Below are 23,021 nucleotides of genomic sequence, written 5' to 3' on the forward strand. Positions count from 1 at the left end.
GAAGGGGAAGGGCTATGCTGGACAGGTTACTTTATGAGGATAAAGGCGTTTTTTTGCAAAGCCTCCATACAGTAGTAACCCTAACATATCTTACAGTTTTGTGTGTCCTGGCCCTGCTTTTCTCCCATCCCCTATACTTAGCTGGGATGTTGATTATAAGCATCTTAGCTGTGGTGGCGGCCCAAGTAGTGGATAAGTGGGAAGCTTATTTAAAGATGGGGCTGGGGATGGCCATTTTAATTATAGTTATTAATGCGCTGGTGTTTCGCACAGGAAAAACAGTTCTGGGAGCAGGGTGGATAAGAGTGTCTCTGGAAGCCATTGGCTATGGTGCGGCCATGGCCATCCGCCTGCTGACTATAATGACTGTTTTCTGCCTCTTTAATGGATTGGTTCACCCGGATAAGCTCCTGAGGCTTTTTTCCCGTTGGGCATTCAAATCGGCTTTAGTGGTATCCCTGGCTACTAGGATGTTTCCTCTAGCCGCGCGAGATTTGTTGAACGCCCGGGAAGTGCTGCAAATGAGGGGAGTAGATTACGCTAGGGGAAGTTGGGGGGAAAGGTTAAAGAAGTACTCATGGCTACTGGATATTCTTCTCTTATCTTCCCTAGAGGGGGCCTGGCAAGTGGCGGAAGCCATGGAGGCCCGGGCTTTTGGCACTGGACCCCGTTCCTGCTACCAGAACGAGTTGACCCGGCCGAGGGATTTCCTGTGCTTGGCGGCTAGCTTGGCCGCCTTAGGTCTTGCCCTGTACGCCAAGGTCAAGGGATATGGTGATTTTAACTATTATCCGCAATTGGATCCCTTGCTCCCCAACAGTTCTGTCATTATTTTGCTGGCCCTTATAATGACCAGTCTTGCCTGGCCCATACTTTTAAGCTGGGGGTGGCAGCTTTGCCCCTATTTGAGATCAAAAATTTGACCTACTATTATCCGGAGACTCAAGCACCAGCGTTGAAAAATATTAATCTGCGCATTGAAGAAGGAGAGTTTGTGCTGATTGTAGGAGGGTCGGGTTCGGGTAAATCTTCCCTGGCCCGGGCTCTGGCCGGCTTAATCCCTGATTTTTACGGAGGAAAGATAGGGGGTAAGATTTACTTTAAGGGCCGGGATTTGGGGAGCTTTGACCGTCGGGGCCTTAGGTCGCAAGTGGGTATTGTTTTCCAGGATCCAGAAAAACAGCTGGTCATGACCACTGTGGAGGCGGAAGTGGCCTTTGGCTTGGAGAATTTAGGTTTACCCCCGAAAGAGATGTTGCGGCGGGTGGCCGAAGTCATGAGTTACTTTAATTTATCGCCCCTCAAAAAGGAATTCATAGGAAGTATTTCAGGAGGGCAGAAACAGAAGGTAGCTTTAGCTTCGGTTCTGGCCATGCAGCCTGAAGTATTGATTCTCGATGAACCCACTTCGCAATTGGACCCGGTAGCGGCGGAGGAATTTTTTAGTTTAATTGAGCAGTTAAATAAGGAAATGGGTTATACAGTGGTATTGATTGAACAACGGCTGGAAAGATGTTTTCACCTGGCCGACCGCCTGGTAGTGATGGAAAGGGGCGAAATTCTGCAGGACGGACCGGTGGAGGAAGTAGTCCGGTGGCAGGTAAGGAGTGGCTATCCTTTTCTCCCACCAGTGGCCCAATTTTTTGGTTTGTTGAATCATCCAGCCATACCTATGACGGTGAAAGAAGGACGGCAAGAACTAAAAAAGATACCGGTGTGTCCGCTGGGCACAGGAAAAGTTTCCAAATTAAAAGGTTACCAGGGCCGGGCTGTGGTGGAAATGAAAGATGTGTGGTTTACTTACCCGGGGGGCTGCGAGGCTCTTAAAGGGATAAACTTAAGGATAAATGCAGGGGAATTTGTGGCTATTATGGGTGAAAATGCAGCTGGCAAGAGTACTCTGTTAAAACATATAGCTGGGTTACTCAAGCCGGGGCGGGGCCGGGTAATGGTACTGGGGAAGGATACATGTACTACACCTTTAGCAGAAATGGCACGTCAGGTCGGGTATCTCCCCCAAAACCCTAATGATTACCTTTTCCGGGATACAGTGGAAGAAGAACTCCAATTTACCCTGCAAAATTTTGGTTTGAAGGATGACGGCAAGATCGATTTTATTTTAGATCGCTTGAATCTTAATGGTTGCCGGAAGGTTAATCCCCGAGATTTAAGCAGCGGCGAGCGCGAGCGGGTGGCTCTGGCGGCTGTTTTGGTAGCCAGGCCCCAGCTTTTAGTGTTGGACGAACCCACACGGGGCCTGGATTATCGCCTGAAAGGAGAGCTGGGAAGGCTCCTGGCTGGGCTGACCAAGGAAGGCTTAACAGTGGTAACAGTAACCCACGATGTGGAATGGGCAGCCGAATATATAGATCGCATAATTCTTATGTTTGATGGCCGACTCGTGAGCGATGGGCCCAAAAATGAAGTTTTGAGCGACTCCCTCTCTTATTCTCCCCAAATGGCCAGGCTGTTCCGGGGTTTGGCCCGAGGTATTTTGACTGTAAGGGAAGGTTTGGAAAAAGTCAAGGTAAATGGGGAAAGGGTATATGCCGGTCAATCAGGCTAGAGCAGGTAGCAGGTGGTGCTTGCTGTTAACCCTGGGGGTAGCCATGATGGTTATTCTATTGGCCCTGAGCCTTAAGGGGAACAGCATCATTTGGAATCTGCAGGGGGGGCTGGTGGCTACAGCGATTATTTCAGCTGTTTTGGCTTTGCTGTACTTAGGCTTTGAAGTTTCCTCTGTCTCTTCCCGGGAAATCGGTATTATTGCTGTTTTAGGAACGCTTGCTGCGGTGGGGAGAGTGCCCTTCGCCGCTTTACCTAATATCCAACCTACTACCTTTTTGGTGATTATTTCCGGATTTGTTTTTGGCCCTCAAGCTGGTTTTATGGTGGGTTCAACTGCCGCTGTTGTTTCTAACTTCTTTCTCGGCCAGGGTCCCTGGACACCATGGCAGATGCTGGCCTGGGGACTGGCGGGAATGACGGCTGGGCTCCTGGGCCGCCTCAGGGCGCCAATAGGGAAAATCCCCATGACCGCTTTCTGCCTGGCCTGGGGATATATCTACGGCTGGATTATGAATTTGTGGTTCTTGACCGCCTTTGTTTACCCCTTGAACTGGCAATCCTTTCTGGCTACTTGTGCAGCAAGCGTTTGGTTCGATACTGGTCATGCCTTTAGTAATGCTGGCCTTTACCTGCTTTTAGGGCCGCGAACAATTAAGATTTTAAGGCGGTTTCGCCGGAAGATGAGGCTGGCCAGATGGGAGAGGCTATAAATAATATACTTGAGCCGCCGGCTGGCTACCAGGAGGCCCGTAGTAAAAATAGACCAGGGTAGGCCGCCGGGCTACAGGTTCCTCCGGGTGGCAGGGAAAGAGTTCGAGATATCCGTGGCGGCGCAACTCTCCGGGGGTGAGATCCGCCAGTTCTGGAAGGTATTGCCGGCGAAAAGCGAGATCGGTGATCCTGCCCATCCAGTCGGAGCGCTGCTTTTCGGTCAAGGGAGAAGGCGGAGCCCAGTCGGGCCAGCGCCGGCTGCGGTCATGGCGGCAGAGGTCGAATTTAAGCAACTGGTAAAAAAGGCTTAAATCCAGGCCGGACCGGTATCCGGCAGCGAAGGCAGCCAGGTGGTTATATAAATCCAGACGGCTATGGCCCCGGCGGTGAAGGCCCTTGTCTTCCCACCAGGCGGCCAGGGCTTCATAAAAGGCAAAAGGGCTGGTAAAGCAGGTGGCCTCCAGGTACCTTAAGGCATGGTCGGCTAAGTGGCTATTGCAGTATTTTTCTATAAGATCGGCTATGCGGTGCAGGCACAGCATTTCCTCGTAAGACAGGTCACGGCTGGCCAAAACCTCGTAAGGAGGTTCGTCTAAAAAGATGTAGCCATAGGTGGAAGCCTCCCGGCGCAAGGGGGTGCCCTTCAAAAGCTTGAGAAATCCCAGCTGGATTTCCTGGGGATAGAGGGTGTACACCGCGTTAAAACTGTGGGCGAAGGAGGCATAATTTTCCCCGGGTAACCCGGCGATGAGGTCCAGATGCAGGCGAATATTACCGTAAGATAGCAGCCGCTTTACATTCCGGGCCAGCCGCTCCCAATTTTGATAGCGGTGACAGCGGCGGTTAACCTGGTCGTTAATGGTCTGGACGCCGATTTCCAATTGGAAAAGGCCGGAAGGCACCCGAGAAAGAAATTTTAGCATGTCTTCGTCCAGGCGATCCCCGGCGATTTCAAAATAAAACCTGGCCTGGGGCCGCAAAGAAACGAGGAATTCCCAGATGGCCAGGGCTTTTTCTTTGTTGGCGTTAAAAGTCCGGTCTACGAATTTGATCTCTCGTACCCCGGCCTTAAGGATCCTGGTGATGTCTTCCTTGATGCGGTCCAAAGAAAAATAGCGCACTCCCCGGGTGGCCGAGGAAAGGCAAAAACCACAAGCAAAGGGGCAACCCCGCGAACCTTCGTAATAAACAATGCGGTCAGCCAAATGGGCCAGGGTGGGTTCCTGATAAGGGGAGGGGAGGAGATCCAGATTTTCTACCGGCGGTGCCGGCTGGTTTAAGCTAATAGTCTCGCCAGCACGGTAGGCCAGGCCGGGCACTGTGGCCAGGAGGGAAGGATCTAGCTCGGCCTTCCCGGCTTTACAGTGTCCTTTTTCCACCAACAAGGTCAAAAATCTGGTCCAGGGAATTTCCCCTTCACCCCGGATAACCAGGTCTACCTGGGGATAAGCTTGCATAAAGGTTTCGGTTTCGAAGGATACCTCCGGGCCACCACAGATTATAACCAGTTCCGGTTTAACCTTTTTCAAAATGGCGGCCACTTCCATGGTGGGCTTAAGGTTCCAGATATAACAGGAAAAGGCGACTATATCAGGGTTCAGATGATAAATTTCTGCGGCTATGCTATAAGGCAGATCATTTATGGTAAATTCTGCTATATCCTGCTGCAAGGGAAAGGAGCGGCCGACGGCCCAAAGGTAGCGAAGGGCCAGGGAAGAGTGGATGTATTTGGCGTTTAAAGTAGCCAGCAAGAGGCGCATACTAACTCCCTCAATTTTCCGGTTTGGAGCCTGTTATACTCTTTTAAGCGAGCTTCCGTTAAAATGCGCGAAAGGTAAGCTAAAGCTCGAAGCAAAGGCGGCCTCCAGGATAAGGATGTTCAATCGATCTCTATGGTTTCCAGGTTGTCCAGGCACTCCTGCATTAAGCCTTCCACGTCCAAGTTCTCCTCCGCCCTTTCTACCTTTTCCAGGCGCGGCTTGGTGGCCGGGTGGCGGGGGACAAAGAGGGTGCAGCAATCCTCGTAAGGCTGGATGGAGATCTCATAGGTACCTATTTTCCTGGCCAGTTCCACGATCTCGGTTTTGTCCCAGGAAATAACGGGCCGCAGCACCGGCAGTTCGACTACTCTATTTATTACAGCTATGCTTTCCAGGGTCTGGCTGGCCACTTGGCCCAGACTTTCTCCGGTGAGCAGGGCCAAGGCGCCTTCCCGGTGGGCTACCTTCTCCGCGATGCGGAACATCATCCGGCGCATGATGGTCACGTATAACTCCTCCGGGCAGTTCTGGCGGATAGCCTTTTGGATGGCGGTGAAAGGAGCCACGATGAGGCGAAAGCTTCCGGCGTAGCGGGCCAGAACTTGGCAGAGCTCGATAACCTTTTCCTTCGAGCGCTCGCTGGTAAATGGGAAGCTATGAAAGTGTAATCCGGTGAGCTCCAAACCTCTTTTTAATCCCAGCCACCCGGCCACGGGGCTGTCTAGGCCTCCAGATATGAGGAGGACTCCCCTGCCGGTAACCCCTACCGGGAGGCCCCCCGGGCCGGGAATAATTTGGGAATAGATATAGGCTCCGTCGTCGCGGATTTCCAGGTGAACTACCCGGTCGGGGTTATGTACATCTACTTTCTGGCCGGTTCTAGCCAGGAGATAACCCCCTACGAGATGATTTATTTCCGGCGATTTGTAGGGGAAGCTCTTATTAGAACGCTTGGTTTCCACTTTAAAAGTCTGGCCGGGAGTGTTCTCCAAAACATAGAGGGCCTTTTCCCGTATCGCGGCTATATCCAGCGGCGCCTCTACTACAGGGCTAAAGGACACCACTCCAAATACGCGCTGGAGCCGCTCCTTCACTTCCGGCAAGTCGTCCTTGAGCTCTATAAAGATCCGGCCGAAGGTCTTGCGGATCCTGCGCGGAGGGAGGTCGGCCAGGACGTTGTCAATATTAACCAGGAGCCGTTGCTCAAACTCCGACCGGTTTTTCCCCTTTAAGCTGATTTCGCCATAGCGGACCAGCAACGCCGTATACACGAACCCGAGCAACTCCTTCCTTCTCTAAAACCTGCTTCTATAACCTGCGCAGTTCAGCCACACATTCTCGGATGGCCTGGGCCGCTTCCTCTACTTCTTCCTCAGTATTCAGACGGGAAAAACTTATACGGATGGCCCCTTCTATCCGGCCTTTAGGAAGTCCCAGGGCTTGGAGAACATGGCTTAGGTCTCGGCGGCGGGAATGACAGGCTGAACCGGTAGAAACGTAAATCCCCTTCTCTTCTAGCATGTGAACCAGGACCTCAGCCTTAACGCCGGGAAACGAGACATTTAAGATATGAGGGGCGCCATAAGCGGGCTCGGGGCCATTTATGTAGGTGTCCGGGATTTCGGAGAGGAGGCGCTCGGCCAGCCGCATTTTAAGCCGCCGTATTTTTTCTACACCGGTTGGGAAAGATTTACGGGCCAGTGAAGCAGCCACTCCAAAACCGGCTATGCCCGGGACATTTTCAGTTCCCGCTCGCAGTCCCCGTTCCTGGTCGCCCCCTACTAGGAGGGGCAGTATGTGAAGGCCCTGGCGCAGATATAAAGCTCCCACACCTTTGGGGCCGTGAATCTTATGGGCACTTAAAGAAAGGGCAGCGATATTCAGTTTCTTCAGGTTCAGCTGTATTTTACCATAGCCCTGGATATGGTCTACATGAAGCAGGGCTGAGCTCTTGGTCGTCAGTATCTGGGCTACTTCTTCCAGGGGCTGAACGGTGCCCAATTCATTGTTCACACTCATGATGCTGACCAGAATAGTATCTTCACGCAGAGAGCGCTCGAGGGCCTCCAGCCGGACCGTACCCTGGGAATCCACGGGAAGGTAGGTTATGCTAAAGCCTTCTTTTTCCAGCAACCTGCATGTCTGCAGTACGGAGGCGTGCTCTACCGAAGTGGTGAGAATATGCCGGCCCCGCCTGCGCAATGAGTAAGCCAGTCCCCGTAGAGCCCAGTTGTTGGCTTCCGTACCGCCGGAAGTAAAATAGATCTCGCTCGGTTCCACCCCTAAAAGTCGAGCTACCTCCTGGCGCGCCTGGCGCAAGATGCGCTCGGCTGCTATACCCATCCCATGAAGAGAGGAAGGATTGCCATAAACAGATACCAGCGTTTCTTTTACAGCTTCTACTACCTCTGGTAGAGCTGCGGTGGTGGCACTGTTATCGAGATAGATTATTTTTCCTTTGCTTTCCTTCTTAGTCATACTTTTAGTATACTACTTTTTAGTGTTTTTAGCCATCTGGGGCTCGACCAAGAGGATCTCAGAGAAGCCGCCCATGGTTTATAGGATTGACTTTATGGCAGTCCCCGATTATATTGCGTGTCACAAAAGTGGGGGCTGCGGTGTGTTCTTATATCCGGGAGAGATGAGTTTAAAGCACCTAAGAAGTATGAGGAACGAAGCTCAAAGAGGCGTGGTGTCTAAGAGCCAGGGAACTGCTGGAAGAATAGAAGTTGGAGGAAGGCTGTTCCGCCTTAAAATTGTACTGCCGGTAGTGTAGTATGAGAAGCTGGAGGGAGTAAAGATAGCCCCGGGGCCGGAAGGTACGGAGGCTTCTTTTTACTATGTCTAACGTAAGTAAACCGATTTTAGTTTGGTTTGAAGCAAGCTTATTAAGTAAGCAAGTTCATGTAGTTTAATTGGTTCATCGGCTTCCGTTAGGAAACTATCATGTAAACCTGATTTGTTAAAAAAAGAATTAGGAGGTTTAAGTGGACTAGGATAAACAAGCAGATTTTCATTAGGGAATTTACGAATTAATTCATCCATCTTTTTCACTGTTCGAGCATTGTATAAAACTTCTTGGCAGTAATTACAATATAAAATTGGCACGTCCTTAATAGTTACTTTCCGGTCGCCTATTTTTCGTGTAATAGTTCTTTTTTCTTTGATCATAGGACGCCCACAACGGCAAAGTCTTTCTTTCATACTCTACCTCCTTTCTCTACCGGCTGTTATTACAGTTAAATATTTATTGCACACGAGCTCTACACTTACCATTAGGCCTCTACCTTTTAAAGTGTAACGTCCGCGTTTACGATCTATTTTACAAATAGTACCATATTGCATTACCCATTCGACCTGGTCAATTGATATGCCATCTTTATCCATTTCTTCAAGACAATGTGGGGTTAATTCGTAAGACTCTTCAATTGCCGCCTCCTTTATTATATCTCTAGGATTCACCTAATTCCTCTCCCAAATAGATTGGTTTTCATTCCTCAAATAAGGTTTCGAATTCCTGAATAGCTAGTTGTCCATTTTTATCCACAAAGGCCCTCTTTATAAATTCCTTATCTTTTAGGCCTCTTGTTATGGCGTCCAGAGAATGGAACAAAAAGGTGATAACTTCTTCTCTAGTGGCCGGTTTGTCTTTACAAAAAACGTCCGTAGGATAATTGTTAGCGATTATAAAGGGGCGCATGAATTCTAAGGCTTCATCGGACCAGTAAACCGGTTCTTTTATTTTTTCTTTTATGACTTTAAGGCTATAGCCCATTTTTTTATACTTACAAATCATCTTTAAAGCTATAAGATGATCAGCAGAGTAAATTGCACGCTTAATTTTTCCATCATATTCAATTCGGGGCGGTTGCAGTAACCCCTCTTTTATATAGTATCTTATGGTTCGGGCTGGGTTCTTACCCAAATCCAATCCTTGATCTACTGCTGCCTTAGCTAGTTCATTTAGGGTCAGTTAAGATACCTCCTTTGGCAGGTTTGTAATTTTATTTTAACTGTCATATGACACTTTGTAAATGGCAGAGAAGGATGATGCTGTAAGAAGCCCGCTTCGCCGTAGGGGAAGAGTGCCAAACCGTTTCTTATTCAATCAGCTGGTAACGGTGGGCCACCTCCGGATAGTCACGGCGCTGCCGTATTCCTACCCCCTTGGGGGGCCTTGGTGGATAAGAGAACTTGGCCTGGAAGCTTGTGGGTAAAAGGGCATAATTTAATTTTACTTTATGTTATATATGTTCAAAAAGCGGAGAGGAAGCGGAGGGGAAGCGGAGAGGGTCCGGCCAGCATAGTTAAATATAATTTAATATATTTCATAGCGCTGGCCAAAAAATTTTTTAAAAGTTTTGACAAATATCTCTGGTGCTAAAAAATTGCAGTGCCAACAGAAGTGGAACAGGGGTTCTGCCTTCGCCACCTGTTTTCGGGCTAGATGAGTCTTTTTTGCCCTAAGCCTGGGGACCAAACAATGTGTTTGGCAAGAAAAGATGAATTCGGCAATCAAAAAATACAGAGGTTGATTATCTTCTTATTACCTGAGGGAGGGTCGCCTTTCCTCCTTCTAAGCCCACCTTTTTTACACTACTGCAGGTAATCTTCCAGTTCCTTGATATCATTGATATCAAAGATGTTGTCGATAATCTGCTGCAGGACATAAACGTCCTGCTCTTTAATTCTGGCCAGATACTCCCGGGGTATTTTGCGGAACTTCTTGCTTAAGAGCCTGATGGTCAAGTCCATCAAGGATTCCTGCCGTCCTTTTTCCACACCTTTTTCCATGCCTTTTTCCATACCTTTTTCCATACCCTTTTCGAATATCCGCTGGTAGCCGGCGGATTCCTCTATGTTAAGCATTTGTTCCACCTCCCGGAAAACAAGGTCAATTGCTTTTTGATCGAAAACTAGGCCGGCGAATATCTCCGCCCGCAACAGCACGGTTTTTTAGTTTCCAGGTCCAGGTTGCTGCTGAGAATATCTTCCGCGCAGCGCCAGAGGAATTCTTTACCACTTTTCTGGCGCTTTTCCCTGTCTACTACAGGTAACAAGGAAAGCAATCGCTGGTGGGGGCTGTTTTTTAATTCTTCATAGGTTATATTACCCACATCGATAAGGTGGTAGCGATAATCCAGCAAGTTTTGGTCGCTCAGTCGATACTCAAGTTGACTGGTCATGGTCATAGGCCACTGGCCAAAGTAGGTTACTAGCTGGTAAACCGGCAGGTGGTAGATTTTGTAAATTTCCAGGGCATAGCGCAACATACGGTAGGGCATCTCATCGTCATTACGGCTTTGGAATTCCAGGTGGATGGCCACAGGTCCCTGCTGGCTTTCAGCTTTCATTACCAGGTCGGAAACCCTGGTTTCTACCTGGGGAAACTCGATTTTTAACTCGCCGGTTACCCTGACCTCAAGGTGGCCAAAGTAGTTGATGAGTTCCTGGGTTTCGTCGGCGAAAAGGTCCTTGATGGTGATATCGTACCTGTTACCGCTTTTCGGCTGCAGATAAACCACCACCTGTCTTAAGTTTATCAATGAATTATTGCAGGGGCAAGTCTGTTATGAAATCTTTATGTTGGTTTACCGAGAACCTGAGACAAAATGGCTTAACGCCTTGAATGATTCGGGGCAGCTTTTTTCTTATCCTTGGCCGTGGAAGTGGGGGAAAATACCTGGGATACACCGGGCAACCATGAACAGATAGCAGCAATGAAACTGGCGGAAGAGAGAAATTACCAAAATTAGTAAGAGATAGTAAATCTATGCCACCGGCGGCGTTGCGGAGAAACAATTTTGAAAAATTTTGGCAACTATGGAGAGGAAAAGTAAATGCGACAGATGTATATGTTTACAAAGCTATATGCGATCTGGAAAGAATTAGAGGAGCATCGGAGGAATTATATACGTGTCACGTGACCAGCTAGTATATTACTCTGGCGTAACGGTTAATAGTGTGTTTCCTTCTTTAAAACGCTTGGAAAGTCTAGGACTGATAAAGGTAAAAGTAGGGAAAGCCCGGAGTAACCAGGCTACTGAGATACAAAGAATTATCCCGATCCCTAAACCGGAATTATAACCACCAAAATCCCTGATCCCAAAAACAACCCCTGGCGTAGAATATACACCTAAACGTCAAATACCCTATAGAATTACTCCCACGAGCAGGATATGTACCGAAGGTACATATCCTGCTCTACCCGATCCCGCCCTCCCAACATACCCCTGTTGTATATACTACATTGAGGATCAATTTTGATCTAAGGTCTGGATCAAAATTGATCCTGGAAGGGGTGTTCAGGCTGACGAAAACTAACGAGGATATTGAGAAAGCACTCCAGCAAGACCTGGAAATCGCTCGCCAAATAATAGAGGAATTCCGGGAGGCACTGGAGGAGCTTGCCAAGAAATGACCGATTTCGTAAACAAAAACCCTCCGGCGGGGTCGCATTGCCCCGCCATTCTACCCACTTCATTTAGCCCCAAGTTGCTCTTAATAAAAGGAGGTCGCTTCGACAAAAAGCTACACGAAGCACCTTGTTTTTTTGGGAATATTATATTATTGACTATGATAGAAGAACTTGGAAGCTAATATTAGAATTTGTAGGTTACATAGGTGAAAGGTAGGAATTTGCAGCAACCTGGTTAAATTAAGAAGGAAGAAGGTGGGAGAAAGGGTATTATTTATGACAGGTAAGGCCAGTACTTGGTAGAGGACTTACCTAGCAGAAGCTTTAAGGCTAATTTAATGTGACTGTTAACCTAACGGAGAGGTGAACCAAATGAAGAAGTATCTGTTAGTTACTGTTTTATCGCTAGTATTACTAATTCTATTAACTGGTGTGGCATTTGCAGGTTCTGCGAGTAGTCGTGACCAAAGCACGTACTGGATTTATTGCGACGGAGGTATCTTCGGGGTGACAATAAAGAATGAAGCAGCAGAGTATTGGGTACAGTATGATAGCTCTTACAATTGGGTCTACTATCATTGTAGTAGTGGTGTTGTTAAAAATGGTGAATATTATCCCTTCGACATATACCCTGGTACGGCTACCTATTTAAAGTCAAACGGAACCACTGTTGGAACAATAGCTGATTATGAATGGGATCCAGTGCCAATCATTTTACCTCCAGGTGATATACCGTATGGAGGCGAGAAATATAAAGATTATTATCTCTCAATAAACGTTCCTGCAGAGGCTAGGGTTTTTTATGGATTTGCCGCATATAGTGATGCTGGGTTGTTAGGAACCTATGGTGACTATAACAGCTTCCTTTTATGGTAATTTATTTTCTTTTCTACAAGAGAGGGGTTTATGGATATGACTGTACGTAGGTGGGGTTTACTTTTAGCCTTAGCAGCAATAATAGGTGTGGTGTTCTTTGCGGTTAGAGGTTATACAGCAGAATATACCAAACTGAAACGGGCTGAAGGTATCGCTATGGCATATAAAAATGCAGAAGCTAATAGTATCGTTGCTCGGGTGGAGGGTGAGCCGATTACAAAAGGGGAATTTTTAGCGGCCTATGCCAGTGCACAAAATAGCAAAGAAGTGCTTGAACAAGAGGAAGTAAGTCAATTTGGGCAAGGAGCAAGAGAGAGAAAAGAAAAGATGCTTAATTTACTCCAGAAATATTCTCCTGATACTATTGCCCTCGCTAAAGTGTTAGTTGATACAGCAGTCTATCATGAAGCAACTAAGAGGGGATTAGGAAAAACAGAAGAAGAAGTTAATAACTACATCAAGACCACACGTGAGGCTCTAAAAGGAGCTAGGGTGCCTGAACTTGAGAGGACTATAGAAATTTTAGGTGAAGACTACTATTGGAATAAGGTAGCACCTAAGATATATAGGAAACTGCTAACTATAGGAGCGTTTAAGGGAGAAGTATTACGCAATCAAAACTTAGGAAACTTGACTGCAGCTTATAGGGCTTGGGCTAATTATAAATATGAGTTAGCGAAACAAGCTCATCTCGAGGTTATTGACCGGGCCTTGATATCTTCTACCAAGGAAGAAGCACTTAGATACTTACAGGAGCTTAATAATATCTTTTAAAGTAAATTAAAGTAAATTCTCTATACCCTTGGGTAACCCCACTCAAAAGCGGGTCAGCAAAAAAACTATAGGTGGACCCCTTTGTCAAGACACGATTTTTAAAATTTTAAGCATGGAAGGATAAACCTAATTTGGTGAATAGTGGTGTGGGATAGTTTATAAGCCAATTTTTTAGATTCCTGATTTGGCATAATATGTCTTAGTCCTTTCCACAGTAGACTTCTGCCGGCGTCCTGTATTTTAAGGATTGGTGAGGCCGGCGATGGTTGTAAGACTCTAGATATCGAGATATGCCCTGCCTGGCTTCACGGGGACTTTCATATTCGTTAAGATAGACTTCTTCGTATTTCAGGCTCCGCCAGAGACGTTCGGTGAAAATGTTGTCGGTAGCCCGGCCTTTCCCGTCCATGCTGACCCTTATACCCGCTCCTTCCAGGAGCCTTATATAGTCCGGGTCGGTAAACTGGGCTCCCTGGTCGCTATTCATTATCTCGGGCTTGGCTTTAGCCATTGCTTCTTTTACCGCCACTAATACAAAGGCTGTCTCTAAACACTGGTCTAAGGCCCAGCTTACTACAAAGCGGGAGTACCAGTCCATGATGGCCACCAGGTACATCCATCCCCGGACTAGCCGGATGTAGGTGATGTCTATACCCCAGACATGGTTAGGGTAAGTAATGACAAGGCCTCGCAGCAAGTAGGGATATACTCGATGCTCATGGTTTCTCTTGCTTAAGTTAGACTTGGGATAAATAGCGGCTATACCCATTTCCCGCATGTGGCGCTGAACTGCTTTGCGGTTGACCAGGAATCCCTCCCTTCGAAGCTGGATGGTAATGCGCCTGGAACCGTAAAAGGGAAACTCGGTGTATATTTCGTCAATGCGGTGCTTTATGGCAATTTCTTCTGGGGAAGGGGGCACTGGGTGATAGTATAAGCTAGAGCGGTTTAGGCTTAAGAGCTCCGCTTGCTTCTTGATAGATAGTTCTGGATGACCCCATTCCACCAAACCCAGGCGTTCGTCCCGGCTAAGCTCAGAGGCTACTCTTTTTTTTAAGCCAGGTCAGCTCAGTGGTTAAACGGCCGACTTCCGCATAGAGGTCTTGGATTTTCTTCTCGTATTCGGATTTCATGTTTTCAATACTTTTCGTTTCATCAGTGAAGACGGAAGGTAGTTTCTCTATTGCCACATTTCTCCACCGGTTTAGGATGGAGGGGTGGATGCCATATTCGGAAGCGATTTGGGAAATGGATTTTTCTTCCTTGAGAATTTCCAGTACGATTTTAGCCTTAAGTTCGGCTGGATATTGTTTCCTAATACTCATTTTGACGCTTAGGACCCCCATTTTCCGTGTCTAAATTTCTGGGTCCATTATAGGAGACCTGTTTTGTACCTCAGCATATGATTACGAGCATATTTCCATAGAATTACTAGCCTTTTTAGCGGATTGGGTTAGCGGCACTATTGTACCCTATGTGCATGATGAAATTAGATGGGTTAATCTGGCAGAGCTTAATTTGTTAGAGTTGGTTCCTGCGGACTTGCCTATTGTAGAAAAACTTATGAAGGAGAAAAGGGTATAACCATGAGTATTACAATCCCTTTGAGAAAAGGTGAAGTTATTAGTAATAATAGGTTACGAGAGATATTTAAATGTGGTACTCGGGGAGGTATCCGTTTTTCTAAACGTACAAATTGCTTGGTACTTATATCTGATCATACAAAAGGAATATATGAGGATAAATGGGTTGGAGATATTTTTCATTACACAGGTATGGGGTTACGGGGAAACCAAAGTCTCGATTTTATGGCAAATGCTATACTAGCTAATTCCAAATCAAATGGAGTGGAAGTTCACTTATTTGAAGTATTCGAGAAGGGAAGATATTTTTATCAAGGCAGAGTTGAACTAACAGAAGAGCCTTACCAGGCCTATCAAACAGATATTGATGGAAATAGGAGGACTGTATGGATATTTCCACTCAAAATACTTGACGGCCCACCCGTTTATCTACCTTATGAATATCTTCAACATAAGGAAGAACATCGTAAGACACAAGCTAGGAAATTAAGTGAAAACGAATTACAAGAAAGAGCAGCAATAAGTAGCGGAACCCCTGGAGAGCGACAAGTAATAACAAAAGTCTACGAAAGAAACCAGTACGTGGCTGAATATGCCAAACGTAGAGCTAAGGGAAGATGCCAGTTATGTGGTAATCTAGCTCCTTTTCTCGACCAAAATGGTGAACCTTATTTAGAAACTCATCACATTATATGGTTGTCACGGGGTGGGAAAGACAGTATTGATAATACGGTAGCCCTTTGTCCCAACTGCCACAGGAAAATGCATATAGTGGACGATCCTGAAGATATTGAAACACTGAAGCAGTGTATCGCTGAAGACCTCAGTTCGAGTAGGTTAGAGAGGTAGAGGGGAAGCTTTTGCAAAGTTTTTCCAATACTTTGCTTCATCAAGGAGGGTGAGTATGTTGAAAGGAAAAGTCAAGGCAGGCCAAGGAACGCTGATAGGAAATGCTGGCGAATACTATGTATTGGCTGAATTGTTAAAGCGTGGTATAATTGCCGCACTGGCACCTAGAAATGCTCCATCCTTTGATGTTCTAGCTACGAATGGTGGCCGAACTGTAAAGATCAGGGTCAAAACTAAGTCTGAGGAAAATCCAGGGTGGCATTTCCTTGCGAAAAAGGATGGTAAAGTGTTCAGAGACATAAGCAAAAATGACGACTTTGTCGTTTTGGTTAACCTGTCTATGGATGTAAAAAATCTGGAGTTTTATATCATACCCACCAATGAGGTGAATACTTGGCTAGAAGAGGACTTTAAAAGATGGCTGGAAAGCCCAGGTAAGAATGGTCGCCCCCATGATCCAAACAATAAAGTAAGAAAACTCAATGTGGTTGAATATCAAGAGAGGCTACGCAAATACCTTAACAATTGGGATATTTTATGGCAGTAACATCGTGTGATAGAAAAAAGATTAAGGTTGTGAAGAGTGTCGGACTCATTGATAAATAAACTTAAGTTATGGCATGGTAGGAACCAAGAGAAAAGGAGAGAAAATTAAACCATTTGGACAAGAATTCAAAGTGGGGGTACTATGAGTAGACGACGAAAAGTTTATGGCAAGTGCCATATTTGTGGAATAGTAGGCAAATTGACGTTTGAGCATATTCCCCCAAGATCTGCCTTCAATGACCATCCTACTGTCCTCTATAGGGTCTTCGATCTTTTAAATGTTGGTCCCGATGACGAAGTAAAATCTAAGGGACAGCCTATGCCGAAGGGGATGGGAGGTTATACACTCTGTCCACAATGCAATAACAATACAGGAGCTTGGTACGGAAAGGCTTTTGCAGATTGGTGTCGTCAAGGTTTTCAGTTGCTTAGTAAAGCAGAAGGAAAACCTACTTTATATTATCCCTTTTGGATTTTTCCTCTTAGAGTTTTGAAACAAATTATCACCATGTTCTTTTCAGTCAACAATCCTGATTTTGCTGAAAGGAACCCAGAGCTTGTAAGCTTTGTATTAAACCCCAAACGTAAATATATTAACTCGGGAAAATATCGCATTTTCGTATACCTTAACCCCGAAGGAAGATGGGCGAGGATAGGCGGTTTCCAAGGAAAGCTTAACTTTTTGACGAAAACAATTTACATATTTTCCGAAATTAACTTTCCTCCTTTTGGATATGTAATGACAATCGACAATTATCCTCCCCCTGATTTAAGATTGTATGACATTACATATTTTTCAAGGTATGATTATAATGAATTCAGAGATGTTTATTTGAAGCTTCCACTCTTACCAACCTACTCCTGGTTTCCAGGAGATTATAGAACAAAAAAGGAAATCTTACAGCAAAAAGAAGAATTTTAAAAGATTACCCAAGAGGAGTTCAGCTTTGGCAAGACTGCTGGAAGAAAAACTGTCGTCATGGTCGGTAATTAGGGATTATTTTGTATTGAAAAAGAAAAGGTGACAGGAGATAATGACATCCAGCCACCTAAAGTTACTTACTTCATATTAACGGATTGCAATCAACGTGATTTGGTGGGTTACCGGGAACGCCTTGCTACACCTGAGTTTAGTGGTGCTACCAGTGGTCTACCTTACATCTTCCCTCCACTTCAGCAGCAAATTTCTACTTTAGATGGTTATATTCCCCCACTTTGGGTAATTTCCAGATTTTGATGGGCAACTGAACGCGGGGTGATGTGTAATCATCTCACCCGGCACAGAGGCCGGGTGCAACACCCTGCAAGTCTATCCCTCTAGCAGCCAGAAACCGTTTCAATCCTCACCCGGCACAGAGGCCGGGTGCAACCGCTCGCGTCTAAATTCTTTTTACTGTGCGTTTTTGGGGGTCACCTTCCGCGAACCCGACGGCCTACAGGTTTTTTGACCAGTCGAAAACTCCTCTAATTACCCGGATTGCCATGAAAATCCCCAATCGCGATCCATCTGGGCTTAACAACTTCACTAGAGGTCCGCGCACCACTACGAAGCCTTCATAAAATCAGCGGCCCCTCGAAGTCCACATATCGGTCCCGGCCGTAAACCTTCAGCGAACCTTCCCTGCCGCCATGCAGTATGTAGATGCGAAGGCTGTCCTGCTTTTCATCGATTACCTTCCGGAGCCTGTGGACGAGTTCCTCGAGCTGGGCCGGTGTTACCCGACACTCAAAGAGCGAGTATTGGACTCGCTGACCAAAGTTCTTGCAAAGGGTGGCTACCTTACGCAGGCGAGCCTGGCCCTCCTTGCTTTCCATATTTACGTCGTAGGCAACTACGATGTCTATCCGCCTCATCGGGCAACGAACGGCGCGTATTCGGCCGCATCCCCACGAAGATGTCGCGCCAAAAGGCGTGCCTGAATGTGAGGAAGGAGTCCCACGGGTACCCGTTGTCCTAAAAGAGGATGGGTAAGCTCCTCTTGTTTCCGCTTCTGATAGGCCTCGAGAAAGGTATGGCGGGCCCGGTCGGTAAGGTGGACGGCGCCTCCAGGTCGCTCTAGGAAATCTTTTTCCGTTATCTGGCGGCGGTTTAACACGGTCAGTACCAGCCGGTCTGCCAGGAAGGCCCGGAATTCCTCCATCAGGTCTAGGGCCAGGGCTGGACGGCCGGGGCGCAGGGCGTGGAGATATCCGAGCTGAGGATCAAGCCCTACACCCTCACAGGCCGATATGCACTCGTTAACCAGCAACGCATAAGCAAATGAAAGAAGCGCATTCACCGGGTCCCGGGGCGGGCGCTTTGTCCGAACTTCAAACTGCAAGGAGGGATCTTCAACCAGGATAAGCGAGCTCAGGCCCGAAAAGTATATCGCGGCGGCCCGGCCCTCGATACCACGTATCTCATCCAGGTCTTCAGATCTGGTTACGTCCCTTAGGGCCGCCTCCAGTTCCCGAGCGGCCGGTTCAAGCTGGCAGGCCAGTTCGGGGTTGTCGCGCATTCCCCGGAGCAGCACGTGGCGGGCATTTCTAATCTTGCCGGCCACAAAGCGGCGTGCCGAGGCCGTACGTCGGCACGCATCTCCATAGGCCTCGTGTTGGGCACGCCCCAAAAGGACGTTACCGGATACCGGCCCGGCCAGGCGGGCCCGGAACTGGCCGTTCTGATCAAACCAGACTATGCTCCGGCCGTCCTCGGCGAAGCGGTGAATCAAAAAAGGACTCAGAAGCACATTACCGAAAACGACTAGGCCGCCCAAGTGGTGTAGCGGTAATTGTAATCGCAGGACCCGGTCTACCTCCACCTTGACTGTATCGTGATCCAGGTGAAGGTAGGCGCCTTGGGTTTGGACATACAGGGTATTCAGGAGTTGATGTATCACTTCCATTCACGCTCCAGCCAGGCGGGGAGATTTTGCAGGGCTAAAGGCATACAGGCATCCATCAGAGAGCAGTCCCGGCAGCGGCCGTCTGCCGCAGGTGGAGGTAGGGACCCTATCTGGAACAGACGTCGCACGTGCAGGACTACCTCTTCCACTTGCGAGCGAAGTTCGGTGGTAAAGCGGACCTCCCGCCTGCGGCGCGATCCGTGATGGTACAGGGCTCCCCGTGTCACGGGCCGTCCCAGCATTTCCTCAAGGCATAAGGCCTGAGCGCAGAGCTGCACCTCGTCGGCCCGCCGGGCCCGCCGGGGACCGGCCTTATACTCTACCGGGTAAGGAGTTCTGTCTGGCAGGAACTCGACCACGTCTGCCCGGCCGATTAACCCCAGACGATCCGACCAGAGGGGGACGGCCCGCTCAACTCGAACGCCTTCCGCAGTGTATTCCTCAGGAAGATCTACATTTTCGTGCACCCGCCGCCCTCTTAAAGTGAAAAGATTTTCTTCCCACACTTGTTCTAAATGGATCAGCGCGCACTGGCGGGGACAAAAGACGTAATGCTGCAAAGCACAGATGGGGACGTATTCAGCGTCTTCCCAACTCATATTTACACCAGCCTGACCAGGGTTACTCCAGCAAAACCCAGATTGTCAAGCGCCCCTTCAGGCGGAGCTTCGACCACGTAGTCCGCGAAGGAGCGGGGGTTATCCACGCCTTCCCGCCGCCGCACTTTCACCAACTCAAACAGCCTGTGGGCCGGGGCGTTGCCTTTCTTGTCCTCGTGACGGAAAACAAAGATCCCGCGCACTGCCATTTCACCTCTAGAGGCCGAGCGGTCCAACTCGAAGAGGTTGCAAAGGGCTTCCCAGAGAACCTTAAGGTCCTCCTTCGATACGCCGGTTCCCTCGGCCAGGAAGGGGTTGTAAAACCCATGGGCCCGGTATAAACCGTAGGGAATAAGTGGCTTTCTGCCCATCTCGGTCTCTCCGGTCTCCATACGTTCTTCGGTGGTCCGGGCCTTGCGAGTTATAGAGAGATCCAAGGGAAGCACTGGATCAATCGAACGGGCAAAGGTGATCTGTACCGGCCCCCGTACCTGCCCGGCGTTCAGATCGCCGGTGGAAAGTACGGCTCCGAACATGCGAATATCGTAATATTGCTTACATAGCTCATTGCGTACTTCCTCATTTGGTACCCGGCTCTCGGTAATACCCCTTGCTTCTCCCGCCTGTCTGATTAAAGTGTTTAGCGCTACCCTGCTTTGAATGAAAATAGGTATATTTCTCGTAACCTGTAGGTAATCCCTTATTTTTCGTTTTATAGAAACATCGCTTGCCAGGCCATGCATGGTCTCCGGGTCTACCCGCGGCAGGTTACCTGCATCGGGATCACCATTTGGGTTGCCGTCCCGGACATCAAAAAGGAAAATAAACTCGTACCGTTTTTGGGGATCACAGACGAGTTCAAGCCTGTTGCTAATGTTCATTCAAATTTCCTCCTTCTTGACCAGCTTTACTAGCTTTACCCTTAACCCGTCCGGCGCGGAAATAGGCTCGCTGGTGGTAAAAGCCGAGGGCGAACTCCGCCTGCTGGGGAAGGTTTAAGGTCTTGGGAAATCCTCCGGCCTCGTCCAGCCGGGAAAGGATCTCTTCCACCAGGAGATTTATTTCCCGCCCAACCTCGGGGAGGTGAGCGGTGGTGCTAAGGCGCAAAAGATTCCCGAACACCGAGGCCGGTGCGGTGGAGGCCGCCCCGTAGAAGCGGTCCACCAGGGTAGTGTTCAGCTTAAAATTGGCCGCCCGCTGCTGGGCCTCTTCCAAAACCGCCAATAGCCGCCCGCAAAGGTAGGGCGGAGAACTATGCCTAAAATCCAGCTTTTCCATGTTTACGGCCTCCTCCTTTCCATAAGAGAGCACCAACTTTAATAAGGCTGTCAAGGCATGAATGTGCTTAAACCTTTCCCGTTCCTCATCCGGTTTATCCCTCCTTCCTTTGGCCCAGAGAACCCTCAGGCGCGGTACCGCCCGGGTCAAAAGTTCAGCCGAAGGCCTGTACCCCAGGTAGGCCGCCCGAAGCAATCCTCTGGTTAAATTAGGGTCGGGCGAATCCAGGGCCTCCGCCAGGGTGGCAACGGATACCGGCCGGGGCTCGTCTGCCCAGGGGGAAACCAGCGTAAGGGCCTGCAGGAAACGCTTGAGATTTTCTTTTAATACCTCAAGGGATACGCTAAACCACTCCCGAAGGGCAACCCGTCCCACGTTGGGCGAGAGCACCCCCAGGTAAAAGGCATAGGCATCCAGTCTTAAGCCGGCTATGCCGGGATTCCAGGGCAAATCCAGCAGGCGACCCAACTGGACCAGATCGGGGGGAGGAGCCGGAGTCCTTTTCTGGGCCCGCTCCTCACCCATCAGGGTTCCCAGGACGGCCAGGAGGTCGTCGAGATCTAGGGGTTTATCTCCCGCCCATAATGGAGTGGGGGCTTTAAGCCAAAAAACGGCCACCTGGTTGGCCAGGCTGTCGGCTTTGTTTTTGTCCCGGAATAGGTCCTTCCGGTGCCGTGGGTGTTTACATAGATAGTCAAAGGCCCTCGAGGCGATGTCCCCGCAGGCGAAGCAAAGCCCCAGGCTAGCCTGTTTAGAAATGTTCTGTCCGGTAAGGTAAGAGACAAAGGCATCTTCGTTAAGACAGTGCAGGGGGGCGGTTCCCTTAAGTAGCTTCACCTGGGTGGGAAGCTTGCCGATAAGTATTCGAGTGGCCCCACAGACTGCGCACTCACCCATGTTGACCACAGGTCTCCCATTCTTATCATGGGCTAGGCACCTCTCCTCCAGCTCAGCGACCCAGAAGGTCCTTACCTCTGGATGCTCAAACAGATGCTGTCCGGCCAGGGGGCCCTCTTCCGGCATGAAGGAAACCCAGTCTTTGGAATGAACTTTTTCAAACCGCGGGTCGTCTTGCACCAGACCCTTTTCCAGAACCTCAGCTACCCATGTCGCCGCTTCGCGAAGTGCAGGGTCTTTTACTAGCGGCGAACCCAGGAATTTTTCAAGCAGTTCCCGGAATACCTCGTGTTTTTTGGTCGCCCGCTTATCCAGATCTTTTTTTTGTCTGGAAGCACCCAAAGCATAGCCAGCCTCGTGGACGAGAGGGAAAGCCCTCAACCCTGACGTCCTACCCGGATCGTACGGTCGGGGTCTATTAGTTAGCTCAACCTCCTCCAGCCAAACCCTCAGCGGCGGCCCGGGCCAGATGTGAACCACCCAACGGATGGGCTCCGTATAGGAGTAAAAGCCCACCGGAGGCAGCTTTCCTTGAGCCTCCAGTTCACGCCCCAGATCTACTAATTCCCTAAACATATTCCTCGCCCTCCAACCGATATAGCTCCCGGTACTCTTCCGCAGGAACTTTAAGCCACCCTGCCTCAAGGCGGGCCAGGAAAAAAAGCGCCCGGTGATAACCAAAGGTGCGCCGCGCGCCGCTCGGGCCGTGACGGACAAATTCTATCTCAGGTCGGGAAGGATCTTCCACAAAAGCAATGTCTAAAAGCATATTACCCAGGTCCATGTCCAGCGGCTGCGGCCGGTCGTCCTCTTCTGCCGGGGCAAAATGGGCCGCAAACTCGCGGGTTCCCAGGTAGGGCCGGTGGCGGCACTGGCCCCTTTCCACACGGCGGTTAAACTGGTCGCGGTACTTGTAGACTGGATCGGGGGTCCAAGGTCGCAGGGCCATTTCGGCGCGAATAAGGTAGGCCACGTCCTTTAGGATTAAGCTTGACCGCTGCATCCGCTGGTCTTCTACGAAAACCGGCCGGTTTCCCTGACGCTCTGAGAGCTCGTTGCGCAAAATGACGGTCTGGGTGCCCAGCTTCAGCACCCCAATGGCCCGCACGCGGTAGCGGAACTCCGGTTTCCAGAAAATCGCTTCCAGTACCCCTCGCGCCGCCGAAGGGGTCATGACCGGGTAGCTTACCCTTTCCACCTTAAATTCCGGGCGGGTAAAACAGGCATAGTCCCCCCACACTTTAACCGTGATCATTGCGGTCCGCTCCATCTAAAAA

General features: G+C 48.9%; 23 protein-coding genes. 8 read left to right on the top strand and 15 right to left on the bottom strand.

What is annotated here, in order from left to right; translation table 11 throughout:
* The first annotated feature begins 14 nt into the window (after window positions 1-14).
* The 3 genes from AC1BI1_RS05015 to AC1BI1_RS05025 are packed head-to-tail and all read left to right on the top strand — an operon-like array spanning window position 15 to window position 3,278.
* Window positions 15-923, top strand: coding sequence for an energy-coupling factor transporter transmembrane component T (locus AC1BI1_RS05015; RefSeq protein ID WP_476716188.1), 909 nt, complete (start codon window positions 15-17; stop codon window positions 921-923).
* Window positions 896-2,566, top strand: a complete 1,671-nt coding sequence (locus AC1BI1_RS05020) for an ABC transporter ATP-binding protein (protein WP_476716189.1) — start codon at window positions 896-898, stop codon at window positions 2,564-2,566. Before AC1BI1_RS05015 ends, AC1BI1_RS05020 begins: the two co-directional genes overlap by 28 nt.
* Window positions 2,547-3,278, top strand: a complete 732-nt coding sequence (locus tag AC1BI1_RS05025) for an ECF transporter S component (RefSeq protein ID WP_476716190.1) — start codon at window positions 2,547-2,549, stop codon at window positions 3,276-3,278. The genes AC1BI1_RS05020 and AC1BI1_RS05025 overlap by 20 nt, the downstream gene beginning before the upstream one ends.
* Here AC1BI1_RS05025 and AC1BI1_RS05030 read toward each other — a convergent pair.
* The 8 genes from AC1BI1_RS05030 to AC1BI1_RS05065 all read right to left on the bottom strand — a co-directional run bounded on the left by AC1BI1_RS05030 (window position 3,273) and on the right by AC1BI1_RS05065 (window position 10,585).
* Window positions 3,273-5,039, bottom strand: a complete 1,767-nt coding sequence (locus AC1BI1_RS05030; protein WP_476716191.1) for a B12-binding domain-containing radical SAM protein — start codon at window positions 5,037-5,039, stop codon at window positions 3,273-3,275. The two genes, AC1BI1_RS05025 and AC1BI1_RS05030, sit on opposite strands and share 6 nt — an antisense overlap.
* 119 nt (window positions 5,040-5,158) lie before the next feature.
* Window positions 5,159-6,310, bottom strand: coding sequence for a tRNA uracil 4-sulfurtransferase ThiI (gene thiI / locus AC1BI1_RS05035; protein WP_476716192.1), 1,152 nt, complete (start codon window positions 6,308-6,310; stop codon window positions 5,159-5,161).
* 37 nt (window positions 6,311-6,347) lie between these two features.
* On the bottom strand, window positions 6,348-7,517 hold the full coding sequence (locus tag AC1BI1_RS05040) for a cysteine desulfurase family protein (RefSeq protein WP_476716193.1): 1,170 nt from the start codon (window positions 7,515-7,517) through the stop codon (window positions 6,348-6,350).
* Between the two features lie 366 nt (window positions 7,518-7,883).
* Window positions 7,884-8,243: a YgiT-type zinc finger protein gene (locus tag AC1BI1_RS05045; RefSeq protein ID WP_476716194.1), complete on the bottom strand. Its 360-nt coding sequence runs from the start codon at window positions 8,241-8,243 to the stop codon at window positions 7,884-7,886.
* Between the two features lie 3 nt (window positions 8,244-8,246).
* Window positions 8,247-8,501 carry a DUF4258 domain-containing protein gene (locus tag AC1BI1_RS05050; protein ID WP_476716195.1) on the bottom strand — a complete coding sequence of 85 codons (255 nt, stop codon included), beginning with the start codon at window positions 8,499-8,501 and terminating at the stop codon, window positions 8,247-8,249.
* A 28-nt stretch (window positions 8,502-8,529) separates the two neighbouring features.
* Window positions 8,530-8,970, bottom strand: coding sequence for a MerR family transcriptional regulator (locus tag AC1BI1_RS05055; protein WP_476716196.1), 441 nt, complete (start codon window positions 8,968-8,970; stop codon window positions 8,530-8,532).
* A gap of 665 nt (window positions 8,971-9,635) precedes the next feature.
* Window positions 9,636-9,908 carry a DUF4351 domain-containing protein gene (locus tag AC1BI1_RS05060; protein ID WP_476716197.1) on the bottom strand — a complete coding sequence of 91 codons (273 nt, stop codon included), beginning with the start codon at window positions 9,906-9,908 and terminating at the stop codon, window positions 9,636-9,638.
* A 47-nt stretch (window positions 9,909-9,955) separates the two neighbouring features.
* The gene (locus tag AC1BI1_RS05065) at window positions 9,956-10,585 is read right to left on the bottom strand and encodes an Rpn family recombination-promoting nuclease/putative transposase (protein WP_476716198.1); all 630 of its coding nucleotides are present in this window, start codon (window positions 10,583-10,585) and stop codon (window positions 9,956-9,958) included.
* Window positions 10,586-11,829: 1,244 nt separating this feature from the next.
* Between AC1BI1_RS05065 and AC1BI1_RS05070 the strand changes: the two genes are divergently transcribed.
* Together AC1BI1_RS05070 and AC1BI1_RS05075 are read left to right on the top strand one after the other, a co-directional pair.
* Complete coding sequence (locus tag AC1BI1_RS05070; RefSeq protein ID WP_476716199.1) at window positions 11,830-12,333, top strand: hypothetical protein; 504 nt, start codon at window positions 11,830-11,832, stop codon at window positions 12,331-12,333.
* A 36-nt stretch (window positions 12,334-12,369) separates the two neighbouring features.
* Window positions 12,370-13,107, top strand: coding sequence for a SurA N-terminal domain-containing protein (locus tag AC1BI1_RS05075; protein ID WP_476716200.1), 738 nt, complete (start codon window positions 12,370-12,372; stop codon window positions 13,105-13,107).
* Window positions 13,108-13,306: 199 nt separating this feature from the next.
* On the opposite strand, the gene AC1BI1_RS05080 is transcribed toward AC1BI1_RS05075, so the two are convergent.
* Window positions 13,307-14,432 (bottom strand): IS3 family transposase gene (locus AC1BI1_RS05080; RefSeq protein ID WP_476716201.1). Its coding sequence is split into 2 segments (ribosomal slippage): window positions 13,307-14,164 and window positions 14,166-14,432, totalling 1,125 coding nucleotides; the frame shifts between segments, so codons are not numbered across the junction.
* Between the two features lie 261 nt (window positions 14,433-14,693).
* On the opposite strand from AC1BI1_RS05080, the gene AC1BI1_RS05085 reads away from it, so the two are divergent.
* The 3 genes from AC1BI1_RS05085 (at window position 14,694) to AC1BI1_RS05095 (ending at window position 17,007) form a co-directional block, all read left to right on the top strand.
* Complete coding sequence (locus AC1BI1_RS05085) at window positions 14,694-15,539, top strand: HNH endonuclease (protein ID WP_476716202.1); 846 nt, start codon at window positions 14,694-14,696, stop codon at window positions 15,537-15,539.
* Between the two features lie 55 nt (window positions 15,540-15,594).
* A complete protein-coding gene (locus AC1BI1_RS05090) occupies window positions 15,595-16,086 on the top strand; it encodes a hypothetical protein (RefSeq protein ID WP_476716203.1) in 492 nt (163 codons plus the stop codon).
* 141 nt (window positions 16,087-16,227) lie between these two features.
* Window positions 16,228-17,007 (top strand): hypothetical protein, encoded by a 780-nt coding sequence (locus tag AC1BI1_RS05095; RefSeq protein WP_476716204.1) that lies wholly within the window; start codon window positions 16,228-16,230, stop codon window positions 17,005-17,007.
* A 632-nt stretch (window positions 17,008-17,639) separates the two neighbouring features.
* Here AC1BI1_RS05095 and cas2 read toward each other — a convergent pair.
* From cas2 to cas5c, 6 genes are read right to left on the bottom strand one after another with little or no spacing between them, the layout of a single operon-like run.
* Window positions 17,640-17,939, bottom strand: a complete 300-nt coding sequence (cas2, locus tag AC1BI1_RS05100; RefSeq protein WP_476716205.1) for a CRISPR-associated endonuclease Cas2 — start codon at window positions 17,937-17,939, stop codon at window positions 17,640-17,642.
* Entirely contained in the window at window positions 17,936-18,961 is a 1,026-nt protein-coding gene (gene cas1c / locus AC1BI1_RS05105; RefSeq protein WP_476716316.1) for a type I-C CRISPR-associated endonuclease Cas1c, read from the bottom strand. The genes cas2 and cas1c overlap by 4 nt, the downstream gene beginning before the upstream one ends.
* Window positions 18,961-19,569, bottom strand: a complete 609-nt coding sequence (gene cas4 / locus AC1BI1_RS05110) for a CRISPR-associated protein Cas4 (protein ID WP_476716206.1) — start codon at window positions 19,567-19,569, stop codon at window positions 18,961-18,963. Before cas4 ends, cas1c begins: the two co-directional genes overlap by 1 nt.
* A 2-nt stretch (window positions 19,570-19,571) precedes the next feature.
* On the bottom strand, window positions 19,572-20,450 hold the full coding sequence (gene cas7c / locus AC1BI1_RS05115) for a type I-C CRISPR-associated protein Cas7/Csd2 (RefSeq protein WP_476716207.1): 879 nt from the start codon (window positions 20,448-20,450) through the stop codon (window positions 19,572-19,574).
* The gene (gene cas8c, locus AC1BI1_RS05120) at window positions 20,440-22,320 is read right to left on the bottom strand and encodes a type I-C CRISPR-associated protein Cas8c/Csd1 (protein WP_476716208.1); all 1,881 of its coding nucleotides are present in this window, start codon (window positions 22,318-22,320) and stop codon (window positions 20,440-20,442) included. The genes cas7c and cas8c overlap by 11 nt, the downstream gene beginning before the upstream one ends.
* Window positions 22,313-23,014: a type I-C CRISPR-associated protein Cas5c gene (cas5c, locus tag AC1BI1_RS05125; protein WP_476716209.1), complete on the bottom strand. Its 702-nt coding sequence runs from the start codon at window positions 23,012-23,014 to the stop codon at window positions 22,313-22,315. Before cas5c ends, cas8c begins: the two co-directional genes overlap by 8 nt.
* Window positions 23,015-23,021 lie beyond the last annotated feature (7 nt).

The organism is Thermanaeromonas sp. DSM 22490, from assembly GCF_056378755.1.